Raw genomic sequence first — 23,673 nt, forward strand, 5'->3', positions numbered from 1 at the left:
CCGACGACCCTCCAACGTCACCCCGATCGCCGCGTAGATCGGCCGGTTGGCTACCTGACCATCCCGGATCTTCACATGCACCGCATCGATGAACACCGCCGCGTACACCGCATCCAACGGCCGCGACTGCCACTCGCTCATCTCCGCGATGACCTGATCGGTAATCCGCGACACCGTCTCTTTCGACACCGACGCACCGTAAATCTCGGCGAAATGCGCCGAGATCTCCCCGGTCGTCAATCCCTTGGCATACAACGACAACACGACCTCGTCCACACTGCCCAACCTGCGCTGCCGCTTGCGGACGATCACCGGCTCGAAACTCGAGTCCCGATCCCGCGGCACCGCGACCTGCACCTCACCCACCGCATCGGACACCACCGTTTTCGACCGGGTACCGTTACGCACGTTCGAACCCGCCCGGCCGGGCTCAGCCTGGTGCTTTTCGTGGCCGAGATGCTCGGTCATCTCCGCGTTCAGCGCGGCTTCCAGCACCGTCTTGGTCAACTGCTTGAGCAGACCGTCCGGGCCGGTCAACGCCAACCCCTGCTCCTGCGCCTGCGCGACCAACCGGGCCGCCAGCTCTTCCTGCGCCGACCGCGGCTTCGCGGCCTTCTTCCTGCCTGTGGCTCGTGGACTCACAACATCCAGTGTCATCACACATCGTGCCCAATCCCGCCGAGATCACTCCCGGCGTGTCAGGCCAGAAACACCGATCTTGAAACAGTCCCGAATGCCAGGGTGTACGTCCTGGACGGGTGGCCGGACCCCGTTCCGCCTGGCGTGGCGGACGAGTTGTCGTTTCCTCTCCGATGCCTTGAGTTTCGGTGGGTGGCGTTGTCCCTGTCCTTTGCAGACAAGCCACCGGTGTGTCGCATGCGTGCTCAACCCTTGCCCGTTTTGAAGGGCGTGTCGTCGCGGACAGACAGACACACCAGGAGACAAGGTGCGCGTCCGGACTTCGCGCTGACCGTGCCGGGGGATGTGTTGATCTGGTTCGTGGATGCCATGACATGCTGCCTGGGGATGCGACGGCGTCGGTCGGTGATGGAGCGCCGGTTGCGCTGAGGAAGGAGAACCAATGAGCCTCTTATCTGCGGATCCCGCAGATCCACCGTCCTGGCCGCATAGTTGAGGTGAATTGGGTCTGTCCTGTGTGGTGCAAGGTCGCCGGTGCCTGTGTCTACTCAACTCGTGTCACACGCGTGGAAGGCGTGCCTTCGCTGGGCGAGGCCATCGAGGGCCGAGGCGCGCCAGACTCCGCGCTGATTGTGCCGGGCATGTCCCGTGTTGGTCTGGTTGCATGACGGATCCGTCCAGGGCTCGTCGGCACCGGTCGTTGAGGGAGCGCTTGTTGCGCTAGGAAGGAAAGTTATGTGCGCTGTCATCGCAGCTTCGCGGTCCATGACAGATCCGCCTGGGTGCAGCGGCACCCATCGTTGATGGGGTGCTTCTTGTGCTAGGAAAGAGAACCAAGTAGGCCTTGATGTGTCGCCTTCGAACCTTCGCGGTCCCTGTCCGTAGTTGAGGTCTGTTAGATCTGTCCCTGTGGTGCACGTATTGCCGATGTCGTGTGTCCTCAATTCATGCCACACGGGCGAAAGGAATGACCTCGCTGGGTGAAGCAATCGAGAGGGAGGTGTGCGCCAGGGCGTTGACCGATCAGACTAGGTTCAGCGGCGCCCGTCGTTGATGGAGCGCTTGTTGCGCAGGGAAGGAGAATCGCGTGGGCCTTCATGTGTGCTGACATGAAGCTTTGCGGTCGTTGGCCGCATGGTTGAGTGGGGTGGTTATGTCCTTTGTGGCGCCTGGATCCAGCGGCAGCCGCCGTTGACGAAGCACTGATGCACTGGGAAGGAAAACCAAGTGGGCCTTGATATGTGCTGACATCGCAGCTTCGCCGCCCCTGGTCGTACAGGCAAATCTGTTTTATGGGCCTGGATCCCTGGTGCCCTGCCTGCTCGGTATTACCTGGATGTTCCGTGTGCGGATCCCGCCGTACAGCCCACTCGACGTAACTGCCCATATCGGTGCGCTTACCCGCAGCGCAGCCCTGGCTGGACCTCTGACGCCAGAAGAGCATCGACCCCCGGGGCGCGCCTTGGAAGGAGGTGAATGCCTTGATGAACCGCAGTGTGCTTGACCCGCTGCAGCTACGTGACTGGCGCCTGATTCCTGCTGCCCTTGCGGTGTGGCTCGCGGCCTTGCTCGGTCTGCTCATCAGTTGGTGGTGCACGGTCGCAATCGGCGTAGTCGGCGGTGCTGCGGGCATCCTCGTCCTTCGGAAGCGTTGGCCTTCCTTGGGCCTCCGGGGTGACGTGCGTGGTCGATGGCTGCGGCGCGGGATGGGCTGGTCGTTGTTGGTGTGCGGGGTTTTCTCCGTCGTGCCAACGTCTTTGCGGCTCAGGGCGTGGGAGCAAGATCCGCTCCGCGCCTACGCGGCACGCGGAGAAGCGGCGCAGCTGACCGTTGTCCTGTCGGACCGTCCGCGACCCATCTTTTCCGCGGGTTTTGGTGGGCAACAGGCCGGTGCGCGGTTGGCTTCGGTGTCCGCCGATGTTCAGGACGCCAGAGTGGACGGCCGCTCGGTTCCGTCGACAGGGGCAGTGGTGCTCCTTGTCCCCATGGCTGGGTGGTCGAACCTCTTGCATGGCCAGCAAGCCCGCGTGGAAGGAACGCTTGCACCCGGTGACCCGGCAGTGGCCGTGCTGCGGGTGCGAGGACCTCCCGTCGACGTGACACCCGCACCGGTGTGGCAAAGGCTCGCGGAAGCGATGCGGGCCGGGTTGCGGAACGCGGCAAGCGTGCTGTCGCCGGAGTCGGCTGGGTTGTTGCCCGCTCTGGTGGTCGGCGATACGTCGATGCTGCCGCAACGGGTTGTCGAGGAGTTCCGTGCGGCGGGGATGGCGCATCTGCTGGCTGTGAGCGGTGCGAACCTGGCGATCGTGGGTGTGGCGACATTGCTGTTGCTGCGGCTCATGCGGCTTGGACCGAGGCTTTGCGCGGCTGGGGCAGGGTTGACACTCGTCGGCTTCGTCGTGCTCGCTGGGCCCGAGCCGAGCGTGCTGCGTGCCGCGGTGATGGGCGGCGTCGGGTTGCTGGCATTGGTGATTGGACGCGAGCGGGCTGCGTTGCCTGCGTTGGCCACGTCGGTCATTGTGCTGGTACTGCACGACCCGACGATGGCGACGAGTGTCGGGTTCGCGTTGTCCGTCTTGGCCACGGGTGCGTTGGTTCTTCTTGCTACGAGATGGTCGCGGTCGATGGCTGACCGAGGCGTGCCGCGGATGCTCGCGGAGGCTGTGGCGGTACCGGCTGCTGCGCATTTGGCGACGGCACCGGTCGTCGCCGGGATGAGTGGACAGATCAGTCTGGTCGCTGTCGGCGCCAACCTGCTGGCGGCACCGGTGGTGGCTCCGGCCACCGTCCTTGGGCTGCTGGCGGCGCTTGTCGCTACGCCGTTTCCTTGGCTTGCCGAGTTCTTCGTCTGGCTCGCTGGGCCGGAGCTGTACTGGATGATCCAGGTTGGGCGGCATGCCGCCGCGATCCCCGGTGCGGCGATGGACTGGCCCGCCGGATGGTGGGGAGGGATGCTGCTGGCCGTTGTCTTGGTCGTGGGTGTCGTGTTGTTGCGACACAAGCGTTTGCGAGTCCTCGCTATTGCCGTGGTCGTCGGGTTTGCGATCGTGCTGGTCCCGATCCGGGTTATCGAGCCGGGTTGGCCGCCGTCCGGCTGGTCGTCGGTCGCGTGCGACGTTGGTCAGGGTGACGCCATCGTGTTGGCGACAGCCGAGCCGGGGCGGGTTGTGCTTGTCGACACCGGCCCGGATCCGGGTGCCGTCGCCGCGTGCTTGAACAGGCTTGGAGTGTCACGGATCCCGTTGGTGATCCTCACGCACTTGCATGCCGACCATGTCGGTGGGCTGTCGGCAGTACTGGGTGAACACGCGATCGGCGCGGTCGCCGTCGGTTCGGGGCGGTTGCCGGGTTGGGCGTGGCGGCAAGTGCGGTCAGAGGCCGAACGGTCGCAGGTGCCTGTGGTGTGGCTGACCGTAGGACAACGTCTGGACTGGCCAGGTTTGGCGATCGAGGTGCTCGGCCCGCATTACGCCGACACCCGGCAGGAAGGCGAGGCAACCGGAACAGAGATCAACAATGGGTCCTTGGTGCTGCGGGCGACGACCACCAGCGGACGGGTCCTGCTGACCGGCGATGTCGAACTGGCCGCACAGACCGACCTGCTGGACGCCAGGGTCGACCTGAGCGCCGACGTCCTCAAGGTCCCGCACCACGGCAGCCGGTACATCGTCCCGGAGTTCGTCGAGGCTGTCCGGCCGCGGGTCGCGATGATCAGTGTGGGTGCGGGGAACCGGTACGGGCACCCGAACCCGACCACACTCGGGCGGCTCATTGCCGGGGGAGCGACGGTGCTGCGCACGGACCAGGACGGCGATGTCGCTGTGGTTGGTGACTTGACCGTTGTCCGCAGAGGTGATGCGCGCGGGCCGCCGAAGTGACGCGGCCAGGGCGCGACCCCGCGCCCTGGCTTCACGTCACCGGCTGAGACGTTCGATCTCCGCCCGCAACACCGTGACCGATTGCTCGGCGAAGTGGTGCAGCGTGGCGAGTTGTTCGCGGTCGTACTGGGTGAGGGCCTCGGACATGCGGGTGAATAGCGGCATATAGAGATCGGTGGCCAACTGCGCCCGTTCGGGCACGACTGTGACAACGACCTGACGCCGGTCGGACGTCGATGGTTCCCGGTTGGCGAAGCCTGCCTTCTCGAGCCGGTCGACGACGGACGTGATCGCGCTTGGCGACACCCGTAGTTCCTTCGCCAGCTCGCGCGGGGTGTGCGGGCGCTGGATGAGCAGGAAAAGGCACTTCAAGTCGGTTCCGGCGATCCCGAGGCGAGTGGCGATCACGTCGCCGAGGGTCGTGCCCAACGCGGCGGCTTGCTGCTGGACAGCCAGTAACCGGGCTACCAGGTCGGGATCTGCCACCGCGACTCCTTTGTTCGATCGTGGTATAGCTTAGTAGATAATATATTCGGCTGTCGAATTAGGGGGCATGGTGACGCGGCAACTCCTCTTCAGTGGGACGGCCCGGAAAGGCCTGTCCGGCCTGCGGAACCTGGACACAGTCGCCGATCCGAGCGTGACCCGGCGCAGTGGTCGCTGGTGCATGGTGCTGGGCGGGACATACGGCCACGACCGCGTGATCAAGTTGTTCACCGCCGAGTCGACGAGAGCCGACGGTGGTTGGCGGATCGCGACCGCGCAGGATGACCCGGGCTTGGCCGTCGAGTTGGCGGACGCACCGCCGCCAGACGCGTGGGACGCCACCGGTTACCACTGTCCGGCTTATGTGCGTGGGCTTGATGCCAGCGGCGCTGTCGTCGAGCGGATCTACTACGCGAGCTCGTCGGGTTGGGACAGCCTGTACGGGCCGTACCAGATCGGTTTTCTTCAGTTGGTGGACAGCACTTGGGTCCGTCGACCGGAGCCGGTGTTCACCGCTGGCGCGGCGTGGGAACGTGGCACGGTTCTCGAACCGAACGTCCTCCATCACGACGGGCGCTGGCTCCTGCGCTACACGGCAGGCCTCGCCACCGGCGAGCTTCCCGTGACCGGCCTGGCCGAAAGTCCGGACGGCGTCAGCGGGTGGCGCCGAATCGGCACGCCCGAAGCAGGCCAGTTCGATGCCCACGTTATCGCCGGCGAGAAAGGATTCGACCTGATCACCTCCCGGCACCCGCTCGACTCGAAGTTCACGCCTGGCGACGGCTTATGGCACTCGCGAGGCGAAAACCCTGACGGGCCTTGGAAAACCGCGCGCCAGATCGTGAGCACCATTGACGGCACTGACTGGCATCAGGCCGGCGTATGGAAACCCACTGCGGTAAGGGAAAACGGCCGGCTGATCGTGTTCTCCACGGTCGCGCAGCCCAGCGAGAACCCTTATGTGCCAGCGCTTGGCATCGGCATGTTCGAGGCCTCCGCCGACTGATCGGCGAAGGCCTCGGTAGGCGTCAGAAGCCGAGCGCTTGGTGGACCGCGTCGGCCGACGGTGGCACGGTCGCGCGCGGGCCGACCTTGGCCTCGATGGCGTCCAGGGTCTTCAGGCCGTCGCCGGTGATCAGCAGGACCGTTTCGGCCTCCGGGTCGAGCTTGCCGGTCTCGATCAGCTTCTTCGCCGTCGCGACGGTCACGCCGCCCGCGGTCTCAGTGAAGATGCCCTCGGTGCGGGCCAGCAACCGGATGCCCTCGACGACTTCCTCGTCGCTGACGTCCTCGATCGCGCCGTTGGTGCGGTTGACGACATCCAGCACGTACGGGCCGTCGGCGGGGGCGCCGATGGCGAGCGAGCGGGCGATGGTGTCCGGGCGCACGGGCTGGACCACGTCGTGGCCTGCCTTGTACGCGGCGGAAACCGGCGAGCATCCGGTCGCCTGCGCGCCGAAGACGCGGTACGGCGTCTCTTCGACCAGCCCGAGCGTGCCGAGCTCGCGGAAACCCTTGTCCACCTTGGTCAACTGCGCGCCGGAGGCGATCGGCACGACCACCTGCTGCGGCAGCCGCCAGCCGAGCTGCTCGGCGATCTCGAACGCCAGGGTCTTGGATCCCTCGGCGTAGTACGGCCGGACGTTGACGTTCACGAACGCCCAGTCCTCGTGCTCCGCAGCCAGTTCGGTGGCCAGGCGGTTCACGTCGTCGTAGTTGCCGTCGACGGCGATCAGCGCGCCGTCGTACACCGCAGTGGTGAGGATCTTCGCCTTCTCAAGGGAAGACGGGATCAGCACGACCGATTCCCAGCCGGCCCGTGCGGCCGCTGCGGCGGTGGCGTTGGCGAGGTTGCCGGTCGACGGGCAGGCCAGCACCCGGAAACCGAGCTGACGCGCGGCAGCCAATGCGACGGCCACGACGCGGTCTTTGAAGGAGTGTGTGGGGTTACCGGTGTCGTCCTTGACCCACAGGCTTTTCACGCCGAGCGCGGCGGCGAGGCGGTCCGCCTTCACCAGCCTGGTCAGCCCGGGCTCGGTGTTCGGGTATGTGTCCACATCGGACGGAACCGGCAGCAGGTCGCGGTAGCGCCAGATGTTCTTGGGCCCCGCTTCGATGTCCTCGCGCCGGATCTCGCCGAACGAGTATTTGACTTCGAGCGGGCCGAAACACTCCGCGCACGCGAATTCCGGGGCGAGCGGGATCTGGTGACCGCACTCACGGCACGACAGTGCCTGGGCAGGTCCGAGGTCGAAGGTAGTGGGCGCACCGACTGTGGTCGTCATCGCGAGGTATCTCCTCATCTTTCCGGCTTCCGCCGGTCGGAATTGGCACCGTGTGCGACACCTGAACGGTGAACGCATGGTTGCCGGGGCTTCTTCGGGCCGATCCCTCTGCCCCTCTGGATGAGCAATATTCGGTTGTGGGCGTTTCTGCGGGACACGTTACGGCACGGCGGTTACTCAATGCCACCCAAGGCGCCCACCATCCGGGAGGGCGAGGCGTGGCAGGATGCGGGGTGTGAACGCCCCGGCCGTGACGCCCGAGCCGCTGCAACTGGTGGTGGGCGAGGAAGAGCTACTGGTAGACCGCGCGGTCCGGGCGGCGCTGGAGTCCGCCCGGCTGGCCGACCCGACCGCGGACCTGACCAGGGTCCGGGTGGCTGATCTCACAACCCCGCAGCTCACCGAGCTGGTCAGCCCGTCACTGTTCGCTGAGGCGCGGGTGGTCGTGCTGGAAGCGGCGCACGAGGCGACCCAGGAGATCTCCGACGCGATCATCTCGTACGGCAAGAACCCGGCCGACGGCGTCGTGCTCGTGGTCCTGCATTCAGGCGGCGGACGCAGCAAGGTCGCGAAGGCGTTGCCCGCGGCGTTGAAGAAGGCGGGCGCCAAAGTGGTCGAGTGCCCGAAGATGACCAAGCCTGCGGAGCGCGAGGAATTCGTCCGGCACGAGATCCGCGTGGCGGGAGGCAAAACCGACGCGGCCGCAGTCGCCGCCCTGATCGAAACGGTCGGTTCAGACCTGCGCGAGCTCGCCTCGGCAGCCGCACAGCTCGTGGCCGACACCGACGGCAAGGTCGACGAGACCGCGGTCCGCCGCTACCACAACGGCCGCGCAGAGGTGAACGGCTTCGCCGTCGCCGAGAAGGCGGTCGTCGGCGACCTACCCGGCGCTCTCGAAGCGCTCCGGTGGGCGATGCAACTCGGTGTCCCTCACGTGCTCGTCGCCGACGCGCTTTACGACGCGGTCCGTACCGTCGCGCGCGTCGCGCCCCTTGGCCGGGTCGACCCGTTCAAAATGGCCGGTGAGCTGGGCATGCCGCCATGGAAGATCAGGAAAGCGATGGGACAGACCCGCGGCTGGCACCCAGCGGGACTAGCGGACGCGATGCAGATCGTCGCCCAGCTCAACGCCGACGTGAAGGGCGCGGCGGCCGACGCGGGCTACGCCCTGGAACACGCGATCATCAAGATCGCCCGGGCTCACCGCCGCGCCTGACCGCTGAGCGGAGCCCTCCTCGGACGGGTATGGCGCCGCTGGGCCATGGGCCGCGCGTTGAGAGACATTCCACGGCGAGCTAGATCTCGCCCGGCGAGACTACGCCACCCCACCGACACAAATCCGCGCCCGAAATGAGCACCCCCCGATGACCCAAAGTACTGGGTGGGTCTGACAGAAATCGCAGGTCCGGGCGGGAAACTGGCGGCGCCTGTGGACAGATTGATGTTGGGTTGGGGTGTGCGGGGCAACCCGCATCGCCGTCGCCGAGGGCTACTGGGTGGAAACGCCTTGGCTGGGGACATGTGATGAGGCGGAAGTGCCTGGCCGGGGACATGTGATGGGACCGAAGTGCCTGGCTGCGGATGTGCGATGGAGCCGAAGTGCCTGGGACGGGGACATGGGACGGGGCCGAAGCGTCTAGGCCGACATGCGATGGGCCGGAAGCCTGGGCCCGGGATATGTGATGAGGCCGAAGTGCCTAGGCCGGGATATTCGAAGGGCTACGCCGCGCAGTGCCACCGGACTGCGGAGGCGGGCATGCAAAAGGGCCCGCACCCTGCTGGTGCGGGCCCCTTTGACGCGCTTGTCAGAGGCTGTTCGCGCGCTTGGCCATCGCCGACTTGCGGTTGGCGGCCTGGTTGGCGTGGATGACGCCCTTGGCCGCGGCCTTGTCCAGCTGGCGGCTGGCGACCTGCAGCAGCTCGACGGCCTTGTCCTTCTCGCCGGCGTCGGCGGCCTCGCGGAACTTCCGGATCGCCGTCTTCACCGAGGACTTCACGGACTTGTTGCGCAGCCGAGCGGCTTCGTTCGTCTTGATGCGCTTGATCTGGGACTTGATGTTGGCCACGCTTGTGCTCCTCAGGATCGCTATCCGGATTGCCGTACCGCGACTTGTCGGCCCCGCACAATGCGCGGGTTTCCTCCAGGGCGGAATGCCACACGGCACGACTTCCGACAGGGTAACAACCCGTCACCTTCTCCGACGAATCCACCCCCTGGGAAAACCGGTAACGATGTCTCCGTGGCTTGTACCAGGGTGAACACCGTGGATCTCGTCGCTGTGGGGCTTGTCCTGTTCGCCGCGATCGCGCACGCGGGGTGGAATTTCTCCGCGAAACGCGCGGGGGCGGGTGGCGCACTGTTCGTGTGGCTCTACCAGTGCGCATCGGCCGTCATCTGCCTGCCGATCGCGGTCATCGCTCTGCTCGGCGAGCGGCCACAGTGGAGCTGGCTGCTTGCGTCCGGTGTTAGCGCGGTTTTGCATGTCGCGTATGGGCTCGCGTTGCAGAAGGGATACGCGGCGGGCGACATGTCGGTCGTGTATCCGGTGGCGCGGGGGAGCGGTCCGTTGCTGTCGGTGGTTGCGGCTGTGGCGTTTCTCGGTGAGCGGCCGGGGCATTGGGCGCTTGTGGGTGCTGGGTTGGTTGTGGCGGGTGTGTTCGTTGTTGGGCTGGGCAAGAAGCGTGTGTCGATTGGGCCGAGTCTGTTCTACGGCGGGCTCACGGGGTTGACCATCGCGAGCTACACGTTGTGGGATGCCTTGTCCGTCAAGACCGTGCCGCCGTTGATCTACTTCTGCACGGGTGCGGTGATTCAGAGCTTGATTCTGGCGCCCTACGCCGCTCGCAACAGTGGACGCATAGGTTCCTTGTGGCGGGAGCACAAAGGCGATGTGCTCGTCATCGCTGTCTTGTCTCCCGCTGCTTACATCGCTGTTCTTTACGCGATGAGGATTGCTCCGGTGAGCATGGTCGCGCCCGCGCGGGAGTTGTCGATTGTGTTCGGCAGCCTGATCGCGTGGCGTTTCCTTCGTGAGCCGAATCCCGTTCAGCGGCTCGCGGGCGCCTTCGTCGTCCTCGCCGGGGTCGCCTTGATCGCTGTCTCGTGACGTTCATCGGAGGTTTCCGGAAAGTAACAGCGCGGGAGATTGGCCGGACAGAGTAGTGCGCGATGGCGTTTCGCTGGGTGAAGATGTCGACCATGAGCCGTCGCACAACCACATCACGGGCCAAGACCGACCCGTCGACCAATGGGCACGCACCAGGCGCGCTGTTCGACGGCTATCTCGACCCGGGCCGCCCGCACGCGGGCGCGTACGACGAGATGTTCGCCGAGGAGACCACGATCCGGTCGGCGTACCGGACCCTCTACGACTCGCTCGCCCCCTCCGAGGTCTCCGATCTCGCCGCTCGGGCGGAGGCGCTGGGCCGCGCGTTCGTGGACCAGGGCATCACGTTCTCGCTGTCCGGTCAGGAGCGTCCGTTCCCGCTGGACCTCATCCCGCGCGTCATTACCGCGTCCGAGTGGTCCAAGTTGGAACGTGGCATCGTGCAGCGCGTACGGGCCTTGGAGATGTTCCTCGCGGACATCTACGGCGACGCGCAGATCATCCGGGACGGTGTGCTGCCGCGCAGGCTGATCACCTCATGCGCGCATTTCCACCGTGAAGCCGCCGGGATCTCGCCGCCCAACGGCGTACGCATCCACGTCGCCGGGGTCGACCTGGTCAGAGACGAGCAAGGCGTGTTCCGCGTTCTTGAGGACAATCTGCGGTGCCCGTCCGGGGTGTCCTATGTCATGGAGAACCGCCGCACGATGGCGCGCGTGTTCCCTGACCTGTTCGCGCGACATCGCGTGCGTGCCGTGGGCGACTACGCGGGGCATCTGCTGCGGGCGCTCCGGGCCTCGGCCGCGCCGAACGTGGCGGACCCCAACGTCGTTGTGCTCACGCCAGGTGTGCACAACTCCGCGTACTTCGAGCATTCGTTGCTGGCGCGGCAAATGGGCGTCGAGCTTGTCGAGGGACGGGACCTGTTCTGCCGGGACAACACCGTCTACATCCGCACCACCGAGGGCGAACGCCAAGTCGACGTGATCTACCGGCGCATCGACGACGACTTCCTCGACCCGGTGCAGTTCCTGCCGGACTCCGTGCTCGGCGTCGCGGGCCTGGTGAACGCCGCCCGTGCGGGCAACGTCGTGATCGCCAACGCGGTCGGCAACGGTGTCGCCGACGACAAGCTCGTGTACACGTACCTGCCGGAGATCGTGCAGTACTACCTCAACGAGAAACCGTTGCTGCCCAACGTGGACACGTTCCGGTGCTGGCTGCCCGAAGAGCGGGAACACGTCCTGGCCAACCTGGACCAGCTGGTGGTCAAGCCGGTGGAGGGCTCCGGCGGATACGGCATCGTGTTCGGCGCCGAGGCCACCGGGCCGGAGCTCAACAGGTTGCGCCGCAAGATCAAGGGCAACCCGCGTGGCTGGATCGCGCAGCCCGTCGTGCAACTGTCGACCGTGCCGACCAAGATCGGCGACAAGCTGGCGCCCCGGCACGTCGACCTGCGGCCGTTCGCGGTCAACGACGGCAACTTCATCTTCGTCCTGCCCGGCGGGCTGACCAGGGTCGCGCTGCCGGAAGGCAGCCTCATCGTCAACTCGTCGCAGGGCGGCGGTTCCAAGGACACCTGGGTACTGGCCGCTCGTTCATCCACTGTGGAACGCGAGCTGGCCGAGCCGGGACTGGCCGAGATGGCCGGGATGAACTCGACCGCCGTCGACCAGGGCCCGGAGCTGTCGAACAACCAGCAGCAGCAACAGCAGCAACAACAGTCCCAGAAACAGTGACAGGCAGGAGGCACGATGCTCGCGCGCAACGCCGAGTCGCTGTACTGGATCGGACGCTACGTGGAGCGGGCCGACGACACGGCTCGCATCCTCGACGTCTCGGTGCACCAGCTGCTTGAGGACGCCACGGTCAACCCGGACGCCACCAGCCGCCAGCTGCTCGCGGTCCTGGGCATCGACCCGCCCGACCGCGACACGCTGGACGTGTGGTCGCTGACCGAACTGGTCGCCTACTCCGAGGACCACGCCGGCTCGATCGTCTCGTCGCTGACCAGCGCACGGGAGAACACCCGCGGCGCACGCGAGGTCGTCTCGACCGAAATGTGGGAGTGCCTGAACGCGATGTGGAACGCCGTGCCCGAGCGGCAACGCTACGCGCGGCAGGTAGGCCCGCACGCGTTCTTCTCGTTCGTCGAGGACCGTGCGGCGATGTTCGCCGGGCTCGCCGATTCCACGATGAGCCGCGACGACGGCTGGCGGTTCCTCGTACTGGGCCGATCGGTCGAGCGCGTGGACATGATCGTGCGGCTGCTGATGTCCCGTGTCGGTGACAAAGCGTCTTCCCCGGGTTGGGTGACCGTGCTGCGCTCAGCGGGCGCGCATGACACATACCTGCGCACCTACCGTGGCGCGTTGGACGCCGCGCGGGTCGTGCAGTTCATGTTGCTGGACAGGCTGTTCCCCCGGTCGGTGTTCTATTCGTTGAGGCAGGCCGAAGCGTGTCTTGAGCAGCTTGACCATCAGCCGGACGTCCGAGTGGGTGCCCGGGCGGAAGCGTTGCGGCTGCTCGGCAAGGCCCGTAGCGACCTGGAGTTCCTCCGGCCCGCAGATCTGCTGAACGACCTGCCGAAGATGTTGCGCGGGTTGCAGGCTACGGTCCGGGACGTGGGTGAAGCCGTGTCGCAGCAGTACTTCCACACCTCGCCGTGGGTCGCGTGGACCAACGCGGAGGTGTCGTCGTGAGCGAGCTTGCGAGCGAACCATTCAACACAGTGTCTCAGCGACCCACGGCGGCGGCCAGCAAGGAGCGGAAATGAGCTGGCGGGTCAGGGTCGTCCACACCACCGGCTACCGTTACCGGTCCCCGGTTGTCCAGTCCTACAACGAAGTTCGTGTCACGCCACGCTCCGACCGCAAGCAGAACGTTGTGGTCAGCCGGGTCGAAACGACCCCGGCGACTCGGCAGTACCGATATGTCGACTATTGGGGCACGGCCGTCACGTCCTTCGACCTGCACGCGCCGCACACGCAGCTGAAGGTCGTCGGCTCGTCGGTGGTCGAGACCAGTGGCGAGGTCGAGCCGATCCGCACCGGGACCTGGGCCGACCTGCGGGCGGACAACCTGGTCGACCGGTACACCGAACTGCTCGAACCCACGGCGTACACGCCACGCGACCGGGAACTCGGCGCCGTGGCAAGGACTCTGCGCAAGGGGAAGACCCCGGCTGAGGCTGTTCTCGAAGCGTCCCAATGGGTGCACCAACAGCTGAAGTACCAGTCGGGCACCACCGGCGTGCACTCGTCGGCCGTGGACTCCTATCAGGCCAAGGAAGGCGTCTGCCAGGACTTCGCCCACGTGACCCTGGTGTTGTTGCGGGCCATGGGAATTCCGGCCAGATACGTCTCCGGGTACCTGCACACCAAGCCGGGTGGCGAGCTCAAGGAGACCGTGCGCGGCGAAAGCCACGCCTGGATCGAGGCGTGGACCGGTGGCTGGTGGGGTTATGACCCGACCAACGCGATCCCGATCGGCCCACGGCACATCTGGGTCGCGCTTGGCCGGGACTACGCCGACGTGGCGCCGCTGAAGGGGATCTACTCCGGCGGCGACGCGACCGCGTTGGAGGTGACCGTCGACATCACCCGGCTGGCCTGAAGCGACGAGACGAGTCGCCGTTGACCATGCACACCTGCGATGGCCCCGGCACGCCACCCCCATCGATGGATCACCTGGCTGACGGGTCGTAGGTCCACTTCGAACTCTGCTGGGCGGCGGCCGGTTCCTCGACCGCCGCGATGATGTTCATCCGCGCTATCCATTCGCGCAGCACGGGCATCTGTGCCGGTTCGGCGATCGCGGGTTCGACCAGCTCAGGCAGGTTCAGCACCGAGCCGCCGGTCAGTCGCAGCCGCATCGGACCCGACCAGTCCAGCTGGTACTCGGCACGCCTCGAGCGGATCAGCGCCAGGCTGATGGTGTCGCTGACCAATTGCGTCAGCACCTCGACAGCAGCCTGCTGCTTGTTGTGCGGGTGCACGTCGTCGTCGAGCACCTGCGACACCAACACCAGGCCCTTGCCTTGCTCGATGGCGGTCAGCACCTCGTCGAGGCTGCCGGTCCGGGTGACCCCGGACGTGGTGGCCAGCTTGGTGAGCGTCTCGGCGTTGTTCTTGTCGATCGCCGCACCGGCGAGCCGCACGATCTCCTCCCACGAGGCGCGTGGGCCGAGATCGCTGATCAGCAACTGGCTCTCCAGCTGTGGAATCGTCCGTTCCGGCTGCCGCATCAGCGCCCACGCCTGCCGGTTGTCGCCCACCTGGTCCGGTTCGGACATCTTCTCGATCGTGGCGATCCGGACCCGGATCGGCGGGTGACTGTCGTACTTGGACGCGGGCTCGGCGTCCAGCATCTCGCCCTGCAGCTCCGCGAGCTGTGCCCGGCGCGTGCCGTTGGTCAGGTAGGAGTTGAAGCCCAGCAACAGGTCGGGAGTACGGCCTGCCTGCCCGACCAATCCGACGTACGAGCGGTTGAAGTGCGTCCACGCCATGTCCAGTGCCGGGATCTTGCCCAGCGCCGACCGTGCGGCCGACTTGCCCGCAGCGCGTACGGCCAACGCGTCCGCCTGGAGCTCCTGAGCACGGTTGGCCGAACGCGCCACAAGGAAGTACAGCTTCATGTACATCCGCATCAGCCAGCCGATCGGGCCGTCCAGGCCGTCGACGGTGTGCGCCATGGTCGCTGACGCGCGGTACGTCACGGCGGCGTACTTGGTGTGCCCATGGCTGTAGTGGCCCAGCTCGTGCCCCAGCACGGCACGTAGCTCGCTCGTGGTCAGCCCGGCCAGCAACGGAAGACCGATCTCCATGTACCGGCGCCCCGGCCGTAGCCCGAGGAGCTTGCTGTCTTCCCATACTGCGGCGTTGACCTCGGGCACGAGCCTGATCTCGTCAGGCCCGCGCGTGTTCGCGATGACCGCCAGCTCGTCGATCATCTGCCACAGCTCGGGCTGCTCCGCGCGCGTGATCGCCGCACCGTGGGGTTGCGGCCGGTGCTTGAGCACCTTGTACAGCGCGCCGCCGATCGCGAAGATCACGATCCCGGCGACGATGACCAGTTTGATGCCCGCGAGCCTGCCGGTCGCCAGCGCGTAGATCGCCAGGCCGGCGAAACCGGCGATCAGACCCGTGATCAGGACGAAGAACCCGATCAACAGCACGACGGATAACCCGGCGCGTAGCCGAACCCCCACTGATGTCCACCCCTTGAATGCTCAGATCCCCCGACCTGGCCGCGGAAGTGTGCACCTTGGGGCTGACAGTTGTCTACACGGAAAGCGTCAGACCGTTTTCTCGGTGCGTTCGGGGCCGAGTTCCTCGAACAGCTGCCGCTGCAGATAGGGCAGCGATTTGTCCGGTTCGGTGAGCAGTTCCCACGCGGGCCCGCCGTGCTCGGTCCACTCGGGCACACCGGCCTTGGCCAGCGCTTCGGTGCCCTCCGGGGTGGTCAGGAAGGTGTTGAAGCGCTGCACGAGGTCGGGCGTGCGGTACTGATACGACACGCGAGCCGCGGAAAGCCGGAAGTCGTGCCACACCGTAACCAGTGCGGGCAGTTTCATCAATGCCGACTTGGCGGCCTCTTCACCCGCCGCCGAGATGGCCACCGCCTCGGCTTGTTCGTTCCGCGTCCGGTTCTGCGATTTCGTGATGAACCGATAAGGCAGCAGAACAACGCGCGGCAGCCGTGATTCCAACGGCGACACGGTCTGGAAGTGAGCAAGCTCATGGCCGGTGACCGCACGCAACTCGCTTGTGGACAGCCCGCCCAGCAGCGGCAGACCCACCACGAGGCAACGGAAACCGCCCTGCTCGCGCAGGGTGGCACGCATGTCCGGCCCGAGCCGGATCTCATCGGGCGTACGGGTCTCGGCGACCTCGGCCACCTCGTCGACCATCCGCCACAGGTCAGGGTGGATCTTGCGGTTGATCCAGGCGTCCTGCTGGGCTTGCGCCTTGGCCTTCGGGCGCAGCACGTACTGCAGGAAGAGCCACAGCAGCACGACGATCACCACCAGCGCCGCCCAGGTGGCGCTGAAGACGAGCGTGATGGCCGTGAGTACCCCGGCCGCGATTGCCACGAGCAGTGCGAGGTACCCAGCCAGCATCTGTCAGCCCCTTGTCCGCGCGGCGATCGCGTCCGCTACGCGCTGGAACCGGCCAGGCTCCAGCACGGCACCTTCCCGTCGGATGTCGTCCTCGTCGAGTTCGTACATCCGGCTCAGCAACACGAACGACTCACGGCCGTCCCGATCCCACGACCCGCTGCCCAAGCCGAACCAGCCACGCTCGCCCGTACGGTCCTTGCTGGACAGCATCATGGCCAGCAGACGGTGACCGTTTCGTCCGACGACCAACAACGGCCTATCCTTACCCCTGTCCGGGTCCTCTTCGTAAGGGACCCAGGCCCAGACGATCTCGCCAGGATCCGCGAGGCCGTCGAGGTCGGGGGAGTAGTCCAAGATCGAGCCGGGCTCGATGACATGCACCTGCCGCACGTAGCCGTGTGCGGGCTTGAGGTCTTCGCCGGGATCACGCACGCGGCGAGCGTACTGGTCATGGGACTATTGAACGGTCAGGCATGCAAACAGCGAGGGAATCAGTGGCCACGTTCGCCGATACGACGTTCACGCCGCCGGAGCGCATCCGGAACTTCTGCATCATCGCACACATCGACCACGGCAAGTCCACCCTGGCCGACCGGATGCTGCAGCTCACCGGCGTGGTCGAGGAACGCGCCATGCGGGCTCAGTATCTCGACCGGATGGACATCGAGCGCGAGCGCGGCATCACGATCAAGGCGCAGAACGTGCGGCTGCCCTGGGTGGTGGACGACGAGGAAATCGTCCTGCACATGATCGACACCCCCGGGCACGTCGACTTCACCTACGAGGTCTCCCGCGCGCTCGAGGCGTGTGAAGGTGCGATTCTGCTGGTCGACGCCGCGCAGGGGATCGAGGCGCAGACGCTGGCGAACCTGTACCTGGCGCTGGAGAACAACCTGGCGATCATCCCGGTGCTGAACAAGATCGACCTGCCCGCGGCCGACCCGGAGAAGTACTCGCGTGAGCTGGCGCACATCATCGGCTGCGAGCCGGAGGACGTGCTACGGGTGTCGGCGAAGACCGGTGAGGGTGTGCGTGAGCTGCTCGACGCGGTCGTACGCCAGGTCCCGCCGCCGGTCGGCCAGGACAACGCCCCGGCCAGGGCGATGATCTTCGACTCGGTCTACGACACCTACCGCGGTGTCGTGACCTACATCCGTGTCGTGGACGGCCGGATCACCCCGCGCGAGCGGATCCGGATGATGTCCACCGGTGCCGTGCACGAGCTGCTCGAGGTCGGCATCATCTCGCCCGAGCCCAAGCCCAGCGTGGGCCTCGGTGTCGGCGAGGTCGGCTACCTGATCACCGGCGTGAAGGACGTCCGCCAGTCCAAGGTCGGTGACACGGTCACCTCCGAGCGCAAGGGCGCGACCGAACCGCTGGCCGGGTACCGCGAGCCGCGGCCGATGGTCTACTCGGGCCTCTACCCGCTGGACGGCTCGGACTACCCGGACCTGCGTGAGGCACTGGACAAGCTGCGGCTCAACGACGCGGCGCTGACCTACGAGCCGGAAACCTCCGCGGCGCTGGGCTTCGGCTTCCGCTGCGGCTTCCTTGGCCTGCTGCACCTGGAGATCACCCGCGACCGGCTGGAGCGCGAGTTCGGCCTCGAGCTGATCTCCACCGCGCCGAACGTGGTCTACCGGGTCGTGACCGACGACGGCACCGAGACCACCGTGACCAACCCGTCCGACTGGGTCGACGGCAAGATCATGGAGGTCTACGAGCCGATCGTGAAGACGACCGTGATCTGCCCGAGCGAGTTCATCGGCACGGTGATGGAGCTCTGCCAGGCACGGCGCGGACAGCTCGGCGGCATGGACTACCTGTCGGAAGACCGCGTCGAGTTGCGCTACACGATGCCGCTCGCGGAGATCATCTTCGACTTCTTCGACTCGCTGAAGTCCCGCACGCGCGGCTACGCGTCGCTGGACTACGAGGAGGCAGGCGAGCAGACTGCGAACCTGGTCAAGGTCGACATCCTGCTGCAGGGCGAACCGGTCGACGCGTTCAGCGCGATCGTGCACCGGGACGCCGCCTACGCCTACGGCACCCGGATGGCCACGAAACTGCGCGAGCTCATTCCGCGGCAGCAGTTCGAGGTGCCGATCCAGGCCGCCATCGGTTCACGTGTCATCGCGCGGGAAACGATCCGGGCGATGCGCAAGGACGTTCTTGCCAAGTGCTACGGCGGTGACATCACCCGTAAGCGCAAACTGCTGGAAAAGCAGAAGGAAGGCAAGAAGCGGATGAAGATGGTCGGCCGGGTCGAGGTGCCCCAGGAGGCATTCGTGGCCGCGTTGTCGACCGACGAGGCAGGCGACAAGCCCAAGGGCAAGAAGTAACTAGGCAGTCAGCTCGTCGAGCAGCCGGATCGCCTCCGCGTACTTCGCGCGGAGGCGATTCTGCGTTTCCTCCTCCAGCGCGGCCAGCCGCACGGGATCGGTGTTGTCGCCGATATCCGCGCGTTTCACTTGCACGGCAATGGGATCCGCGGCCACGCGCCGCAAGTAGTCCGGCATCGGCTCGCCGGGGATCTTGCTCAACGCGATCACGGCCGTGACCACATTTTCAGGGCAGCCTTGGGAACGAAGGTCCGCGGCCGTCACCGAGGTGTCCTCGATGACGTCGTGCAGCACGGCGGCCATCTGTGCGTGCGCGCCCTTCACTCGCGCCATCACGCGCAGCGGGTGGTCGATGTACGGCTTGCCGCTCTTGTCGACCTGACCGGCGTGTGCCTCACGGGCGATCCGGATCGCGTCATCGAGTACGAAGCCCATGCGGCGATTGTCGCCCATGATCCCCGGCCGCTCTCATCAGCACGTCGACCTCGCAGCCTGGCGCGGACGGGTCGAAGCCGTGCTCGGCCAGCCAGCGGACTCCCAGCAGGCTTCGCAAGGACCACCACGCGCGGATCACGTCGAGGTCGACGTCGGTGCCGTAGCCGTCGATGACGTCGTCGAGGTGCTCCTCGTGCCCGAGCGTCAAGATGGCGAGGTCGAACAGGGCATCGCCCTGGGCCGCCTCGGTCCAGTCGATCACGCCGGTGATCTCGTCACCGTCGACGAACACGTGGCTGACCTGAAGGTCGCCGTGCGTGAAAACCGGTGTCCACGACCGGAGCGCAGCTTCGGCGATCTGGCGGTTGCGCGTGACAACGTCGATGGGAAGGACGTCGTTGGCGACAAGCCACTCGCATTCGCTGTCGAGCTCCGACGCGAGCCTGTCGAGACTCCGACCGGGCCATGGCGGCAACGGCGCGTCGTGCAGCATCCGTACGGCGGCACCCGCCGCGACCCACGCCGCCGACGACGCGCTCGACGGCTCACCGAGTTGGCCGAGCGCCTTGCCCGGGACGGCAGCGAGCGCGAGCACGGGCGGCTTACGCCACAGGATCTCCGGCGTCGGGACCGGCACCATAGCCATCGCCTCGACCTCGACATCGGTGCGCGTCTGATCAGAGTCGATCTTGAGGAACACGTCGCCGACACGCAGGGTCGCGCACTCTTGATGGGCGACGACGACCTGGACCTCCTGCATGTCGGCCATTATCGCGGGGGTGATCACCGATGTCGCCGGATTTATCGCGTGCGACGGGCGCAGCGCGGCACCAAGGCCCGGACGACCGCACCGCGCCTCCTCGGGCCGATGCCAGGCGGCCTCGCCCGCAGCGACCTGTCATTTCAACAAAATCCGGAGGCCCGGCCAAGTACATTCGCAAATCGCCACCTTCGCGCGGAGAAGGACACCCGCGACGTAGGGCCGGCCTCCGCAAGGTTCTGGCGGGCAGATCAGGTGACGTCTTGCCCAACTAGGGGTTGACAGCACCCATTGGTCTAGTCCATTTTAGTGGTGTAGACCACAAACCGGGCGCGGGTGTGGAGAAAAGAACATGGTCAGCAGGGCCAGGCGGCTGTTCGCAGCCGTCTCCACCGCTATTGCCGCGCTCGCTTTGGTTCCGGCCGGACAGGCCGTCGCCGCGAACATAGTGAACAACCCGGGCTTCGAGACGGGCACGTTATCCGGCTGGTCGTGCACGAACGCGACCGTCACCAGCAGTCAGGTGCGGTCCGGCACGAACGCCTTGGCCGCGACGCCGAGCGGGCAGGACTACGCGAAGTGCTCCCAGCAGATCGCTGTCCAGCCCAACACCGCGTACAAGCTCTCCGCGTGGGTCAACGGCAGCTACACATACCTCGGTGTCGGCGGAAACGGCCTCGCCGACCGCAACACCTGGTCGCCGTCCACCGGTTGGGCCCAGCTGAGCCTCGACTTCACGACTCCGGCTTCCACGACGAGCGTCACGATCTACCTGCACGGCTGGTACGGCCAACCGACCTACTACGCCGACGACGTCTCTCTCGACGGCCCCGGTGGCACGCCCACAATCCCCGTTGCCCCAACGGGTTTGAACGCGAGCGCGGCCAACTCGACAAGTGTGAACCTGACCTGGAGCGGGCCGTCCAACGCGACGAGCTACCGCGTGTACCGCAACAACCAGCTTGTCGCGTCGCCGACCGGCACCTCGCACACCGACACCGGCCTGACCGCGAACACGACCTACAGCTACCAGGTCAGTGCCGTGAACTCGGTGGGCGAATCGCCAAGGACCACAGCGGTTTCCGTCACCACTCCGCCCACCGGCGGCGGCCCTGACCCGGGTCCGCTGCCCAAGCACGTGCTGACCGGTTACTGGCAGAACTTCTACAACGGCGCTCGCGCGCTGCGGCTCGCCGATGTGCCGACGACGTACGACATCATCGCGGTTTCCTTTGCCGACGCGGTTCCTGGCCGTGCGGGCGGTGTCACGTTCACGCTCGACTCCGGACTTTCCTCGCAGCTCGGTGGTTACACCGACGCGCAGTTCCGGCAGGACATCAAGACTGTCCAGGCACGCGGCCAGAAGGTGATCATCTCCGTCGGCGGGGAGAAGGGCACGGTCGTGGTCGGCGACGGCACCGCCGCGAACAACTTCGCCAACGACATCAAGAGCCTCATCTCGTCCTACGGCTTCAACGGCGTGGACATCGACCTGGAGAACGGCATCCACCCCGGACCGATGGCGACGGCGTTGCGCAGCATCCACGCGGGCGGCGGCACGATCATCACGATGGCCCCGCAGACCATCGACATGCAGTCCACCCAGGGCGGGTACTTCCAGTTGGCCCTGAACATCAAGGACATCCTGACCATCGTCAACATGCAGTACTACAACTCCGGCACGATGCTGGGCTGCGACCAGCAGGTCCACGGGCAGGGCACGGTCAACTTCCTCACCGCGCTCGCCTGCATCCAGCTGCAGGGCGGCCTGCGGCCCGACCAGGTCGGGCTCGGCCTGCCCGCGTCACCCAGCGGCGCCGGTGGCGGCTACCAGTCGCCGTCGAACGTCAACAACGCTCTGAACTGCTTGGCTCGCGGCACCAACTGCGGCACCTTCAAGCCGAGCACCACATGGCCGGGCATCCGTGGCGCGATGACCTGGTCGATCAACTGGGACGCCGCCAACGGCTACCAGTTCGCGAACACTGTCGCACCGCACCTCGACACCCTGCCTTGAGGTGCACCGGGAGTGGCTCTCGCCTCAGCCCACGGGCGAGAGCCACTTCCGAGTTCTAAGCTCTCTCCATGTTCCCGAAGCTGATCGTCGCGCCGATGGCAGGTGGCCCGTCAACACCGGAACTCGTCGCCGGAGCGGCGAACGCGGGAGCGTACGGCTTCCTCGCGGCCGGTTACCTCACCCCGGAAGCCGTGGCCGGGCAGATCGCCCTGACCAAAGAGCTCACGGTAGAACCCTTTGGTGTCAACGTCTTCGTCCCCGGCGAGGAGTCCACAGCGGACCTGTCGGAGTACCAGCAGATCCTCGAACTGGTCTACGGCACCGAGCCGGGTGATCCGGCGTGGACCGACGACCACTACCCGGCGAAGATCGATGTGCTGGTGGACAACCCCGTCGACACCGTCTCGTTCACATTCGGCGTTCCTTCCGCGGACGATGTGGCCGAGTTGCGCGGCGTCGGCAGCAAGATCGTGATCACCGTGACCAGTCCCGACGAGGCCCGCCGGGCGGCCGAAATCGGGCCGGATGCGTTGTGCGTCCAGGGTTTCGAGGCGGGCGCGCACCGAGGGATCTTCGTCGACGACGGCTCGCCGAGCGGAGCGCCGGCCTACGGTTTGCTCGCCGCGTTGCGGATGGTCAGTGCGACCGTGGATCTGCCTTTGATCGCAGCGGGCGGTCTGGTGCATGGTGCCGACGTCGCCGCTGTCCTGACAGCCGGAGCCGTTGCCGCGCAGCTCGGGACGGCGTTCCTGCAGTGCCCTGAGGCCGGAACCCAGCCACTGCACCGCGAAGCTCTGCACGGCACCAGGGAAACCGCGTTCACCAGGGCTTTCAGTGGTCGTCCCGCCCGCGCGCTGGTCAATCGGTTCGTGGAAGCCAACAGCGCCTTGGCGCCTGCGGCGTATCCACAGGTCAACAGCATGACCAAGCCGATCCGGGCGGCCGCGGCCAAAGAAGGCGATCCCGAGGCGATGTCGTTGTACGCGGGCCAGACCTATGCCTACGCACCACAAGGCACCGTGGCCGAAGTGGTGGCTTTGCTGGACACGCAGATGCGGGCCGCGATCAGATCCGTCGCGACAGCACTTGACCCGGCCAGTCAAAAATAGACTTGTACGTGTGCGACTTCACGAAGCCGTGGCGCTCGTAGTACCGGATGAGGTCGCCCTCGCCGCCAGCGAAGCAGTCGACGCGCAGCAGTGACACGCCTTTCGCACGCGCGATCGACACCGCCTTGTCCAGCAACTGAGTGCCGATCTTCTTGCCCGCGTGCCGTCGTGAGGTCAGCAGCAGCCACACGTAGACCTCGGGCTCGTCGATCGGGTTGACCTGTGGCACCGGCTTGTCGGCGGTGACCATCACGCCGACCGGTTCGCCGTCCAGCTCGGCGATCCACGTGTCGGCTTCCTTCACCATGTTCGTGACGCTCGCGAGCCTCGTCGGCATCCGCGACCAGAGCTGGGTACCCCACTGCTCGGTGTTGCCCCGCGACACCATCCACTCGACGGCCTCGTCGGCCATGGCCATGATCGCGTCGATGTCGGCTTCACCACCAGCTCGAATCCGCATGCGTTCTGTCTACCCCATTGACCAGAATGGGTCT

20 protein-coding genes and 1 riboswitch are annotated in these 23,673 nt (G+C 66.3%); of the genes, 10 read left to right on the top strand and 10 right to left on the bottom strand.

The window, feature by feature from the left end:
• On the bottom strand, window positions 1–657 hold a 657-nt coding region (locus B9C43_RS50060), incomplete at its 3' end, for an IS256 family transposase (RefSeq protein ID WP_407657182.1).
• Between the two features lie 1,466 nt (window positions 658–2,123).
• On the opposite strand from B9C43_RS50060, the gene B9C43_RS50065 reads away from it, so the two are divergent.
• Window positions 2,124–4,517 (top strand): DNA internalization-related competence protein ComEC/Rec2, encoded by a 2,394-nt coding sequence (locus B9C43_RS50065; protein ID WP_084434357.1) that lies wholly within the window; start codon window positions 2,124–2,126, stop codon window positions 4,515–4,517.
• A gap of 36 nt (window positions 4,518–4,553) precedes the next feature.
• Here the strand turns inward: B9C43_RS50065 and B9C43_RS50070 are convergent, their stop codons facing one another.
• Window positions 4,554–5,003: a MarR family transcriptional regulator gene (locus B9C43_RS50070; RefSeq protein WP_160097318.1), complete on the bottom strand. Its 450-nt coding sequence runs from the start codon at window positions 5,001–5,003 to the stop codon at window positions 4,554–4,556.
• A gap of 70 nt (window positions 5,004–5,073) precedes the next feature.
• Here B9C43_RS50070 and B9C43_RS50075 point away from each other — a divergent pair, with 70 nt between their 5' ends.
• On the top strand, window positions 5,074–6,009 hold the full coding sequence (locus B9C43_RS50075; protein ID WP_143447171.1) for a hypothetical protein: 936 nt from the start codon (window positions 5,074–5,076) through the stop codon (window positions 6,007–6,009).
• A gap of 22 nt (window positions 6,010–6,031) precedes the next feature.
• On the opposite strand, the gene thrC is transcribed toward B9C43_RS50075, so the two are convergent.
• Window positions 6,032–7,288: a threonine synthase gene (gene thrC / locus B9C43_RS50080; RefSeq protein WP_084434360.1), complete on the bottom strand. Its 1,257-nt coding sequence runs from the start codon at window positions 7,286–7,288 to the stop codon at window positions 6,032–6,034.
• 11 nt (window positions 7,289–7,299) lie between these two features.
• Window positions 7,300–7,415: riboswitch (SAM riboswitch) on the bottom strand.
• A 108-nt stretch (window positions 7,416–7,523) separates the two neighbouring features.
• Here thrC and holA point away from each other — a divergent pair.
• On the top strand, window positions 7,524–8,504 hold the full coding sequence (gene holA / locus B9C43_RS50085; RefSeq protein WP_033382681.1) for a DNA polymerase III subunit delta: 981 nt from the start codon (window positions 7,524–7,526) through the stop codon (window positions 8,502–8,504).
• A gap of 589 nt (window positions 8,505–9,093) precedes the next feature.
• Here the strand turns inward: holA and rpsT are convergent.
• The gene (gene rpsT, locus B9C43_RS50090) at window positions 9,094–9,354 is read right to left on the bottom strand and encodes a 30S ribosomal protein S20 (RefSeq protein WP_033382671.1); all 261 of its coding nucleotides are present in this window, start codon (window positions 9,352–9,354) and stop codon (window positions 9,094–9,096) included.
• Window positions 9,355–9,552: 198 nt separating this feature from the next.
• On the opposite strand from rpsT, the gene B9C43_RS50095 reads away from it, so the two are divergent.
• The 4 genes from B9C43_RS50095 to B9C43_RS50110 all read left to right on the top strand — a co-directional run bounded on the left by B9C43_RS50095 (window position 9,553) and on the right by B9C43_RS50110 (window position 14,010).
• On the top strand, window positions 9,553–10,395 hold the full coding sequence (locus B9C43_RS50095) for an EamA family transporter (RefSeq protein ID WP_033382672.1): 843 nt from the start codon (window positions 9,553–9,555) through the stop codon (window positions 10,393–10,395).
• A 92-nt stretch (window positions 10,396–10,487) separates the two neighbouring features.
• Entirely contained in the window at window positions 10,488–12,134 is a 1,647-nt protein-coding gene (locus B9C43_RS50100; RefSeq protein ID WP_235039303.1) for a circularly permuted type 2 ATP-grasp protein, read from the top strand.
• 15 nt (window positions 12,135–12,149) lie between these two features.
• Window positions 12,150–13,097 carry an alpha-E domain-containing protein gene (locus B9C43_RS50105; RefSeq protein WP_084434362.1) on the top strand — a complete coding sequence of 316 codons (948 nt, stop codon included), beginning with the start codon at window positions 12,150–12,152 and terminating at the stop codon, window positions 13,095–13,097.
• A gap of 70 nt (window positions 13,098–13,167) precedes the next feature.
• Window positions 13,168–14,010, top strand: coding sequence for a transglutaminase family protein (locus B9C43_RS50110; RefSeq protein ID WP_084434363.1), 843 nt, complete (start codon window positions 13,168–13,170; stop codon window positions 14,008–14,010).
• A gap of 70 nt (window positions 14,011–14,080) precedes the next feature.
• Here B9C43_RS50110 and B9C43_RS50115 read toward each other — a convergent pair whose 3' ends face one another.
• From B9C43_RS50115 to B9C43_RS50125, 3 genes are all read right to left on the bottom strand, one after another.
• Window positions 14,081–15,604, bottom strand: coding sequence for a M48 family metallopeptidase (locus B9C43_RS50115; protein WP_143447173.1), 1,524 nt, complete (start codon window positions 15,602–15,604; stop codon window positions 14,081–14,083).
• Between the two features lie 87 nt (window positions 15,605–15,691).
• On the bottom strand, window positions 15,692–16,516 hold the full coding sequence (locus B9C43_RS50120; protein ID WP_084434365.1) for a M48 family metallopeptidase: 825 nt from the start codon (window positions 16,514–16,516) through the stop codon (window positions 15,692–15,694).
• 3 nt (window positions 16,517–16,519) lie between these two features.
• Window positions 16,520–16,948 (bottom strand): type II toxin-antitoxin system PemK/MazF family toxin, encoded by a 429-nt coding sequence (locus B9C43_RS50125; protein ID WP_084434366.1) that lies wholly within the window; start codon window positions 16,946–16,948, stop codon window positions 16,520–16,522.
• A 62-nt stretch (window positions 16,949–17,010) separates the two neighbouring features.
• On the opposite strand from B9C43_RS50125, the gene lepA reads away from it, so the two are divergent.
• Entirely contained in the window at window positions 17,011–18,858 is a 1,848-nt protein-coding gene (gene lepA, locus B9C43_RS50130; protein WP_084434367.1) for a translation elongation factor 4, read from the top strand.
• Here lepA and B9C43_RS50135 read toward each other — a convergent pair whose 3' ends face one another.
• Window positions 18,859–19,293, bottom strand: a complete 435-nt coding sequence (locus B9C43_RS50135) for an HD domain-containing protein (protein WP_051895294.1) — start codon at window positions 19,291–19,293, stop codon at window positions 18,859–18,861.
• Window positions 19,274–20,053 (bottom strand): phosphotransferase family protein, encoded by a 780-nt coding sequence (locus tag B9C43_RS50140; protein ID WP_084434441.1) that lies wholly within the window; start codon window positions 20,051–20,053, stop codon window positions 19,274–19,276. The genes B9C43_RS50135 and B9C43_RS50140 overlap by 20 nt, the downstream gene beginning before the upstream one ends.
• Before the next feature lie 352 nt (window positions 20,054–20,405).
• On the opposite strand from B9C43_RS50140, the gene B9C43_RS50145 reads away from it, so the two are divergent.
• Entirely contained in the window at window positions 20,406–22,070 is a 1,665-nt protein-coding gene (locus tag B9C43_RS50145; protein WP_084434368.1) for a chitinase, read from the top strand.
• Between the two features lie 68 nt (window positions 22,071–22,138).
• On the top strand, window positions 22,139–23,179 hold the full coding sequence (locus B9C43_RS50150) for a nitronate monooxygenase (RefSeq protein WP_033382688.1): 1,041 nt from the start codon (window positions 22,139–22,141) through the stop codon (window positions 23,177–23,179).
• Here the strand turns inward: B9C43_RS50150 and B9C43_RS50155 are convergent.
• Window positions 23,136–23,639: a GNAT family N-acetyltransferase gene (locus tag B9C43_RS50155; protein WP_084434369.1), complete on the bottom strand. Its 504-nt coding sequence runs from the start codon at window positions 23,637–23,639 to the stop codon at window positions 23,136–23,138. The genes B9C43_RS50150 and B9C43_RS50155 overlap by 44 nt on opposite strands.
• Window positions 23,640–23,673: the final 34 nt, after the last annotated feature.

It is taken from the genome of Kibdelosporangium aridum, from assembly GCF_900176515.1.
Lineage (GTDB): Bacteria > Actinomycetota > Actinomycetes > Mycobacteriales > Pseudonocardiaceae > Kibdelosporangium > Kibdelosporangium aridum.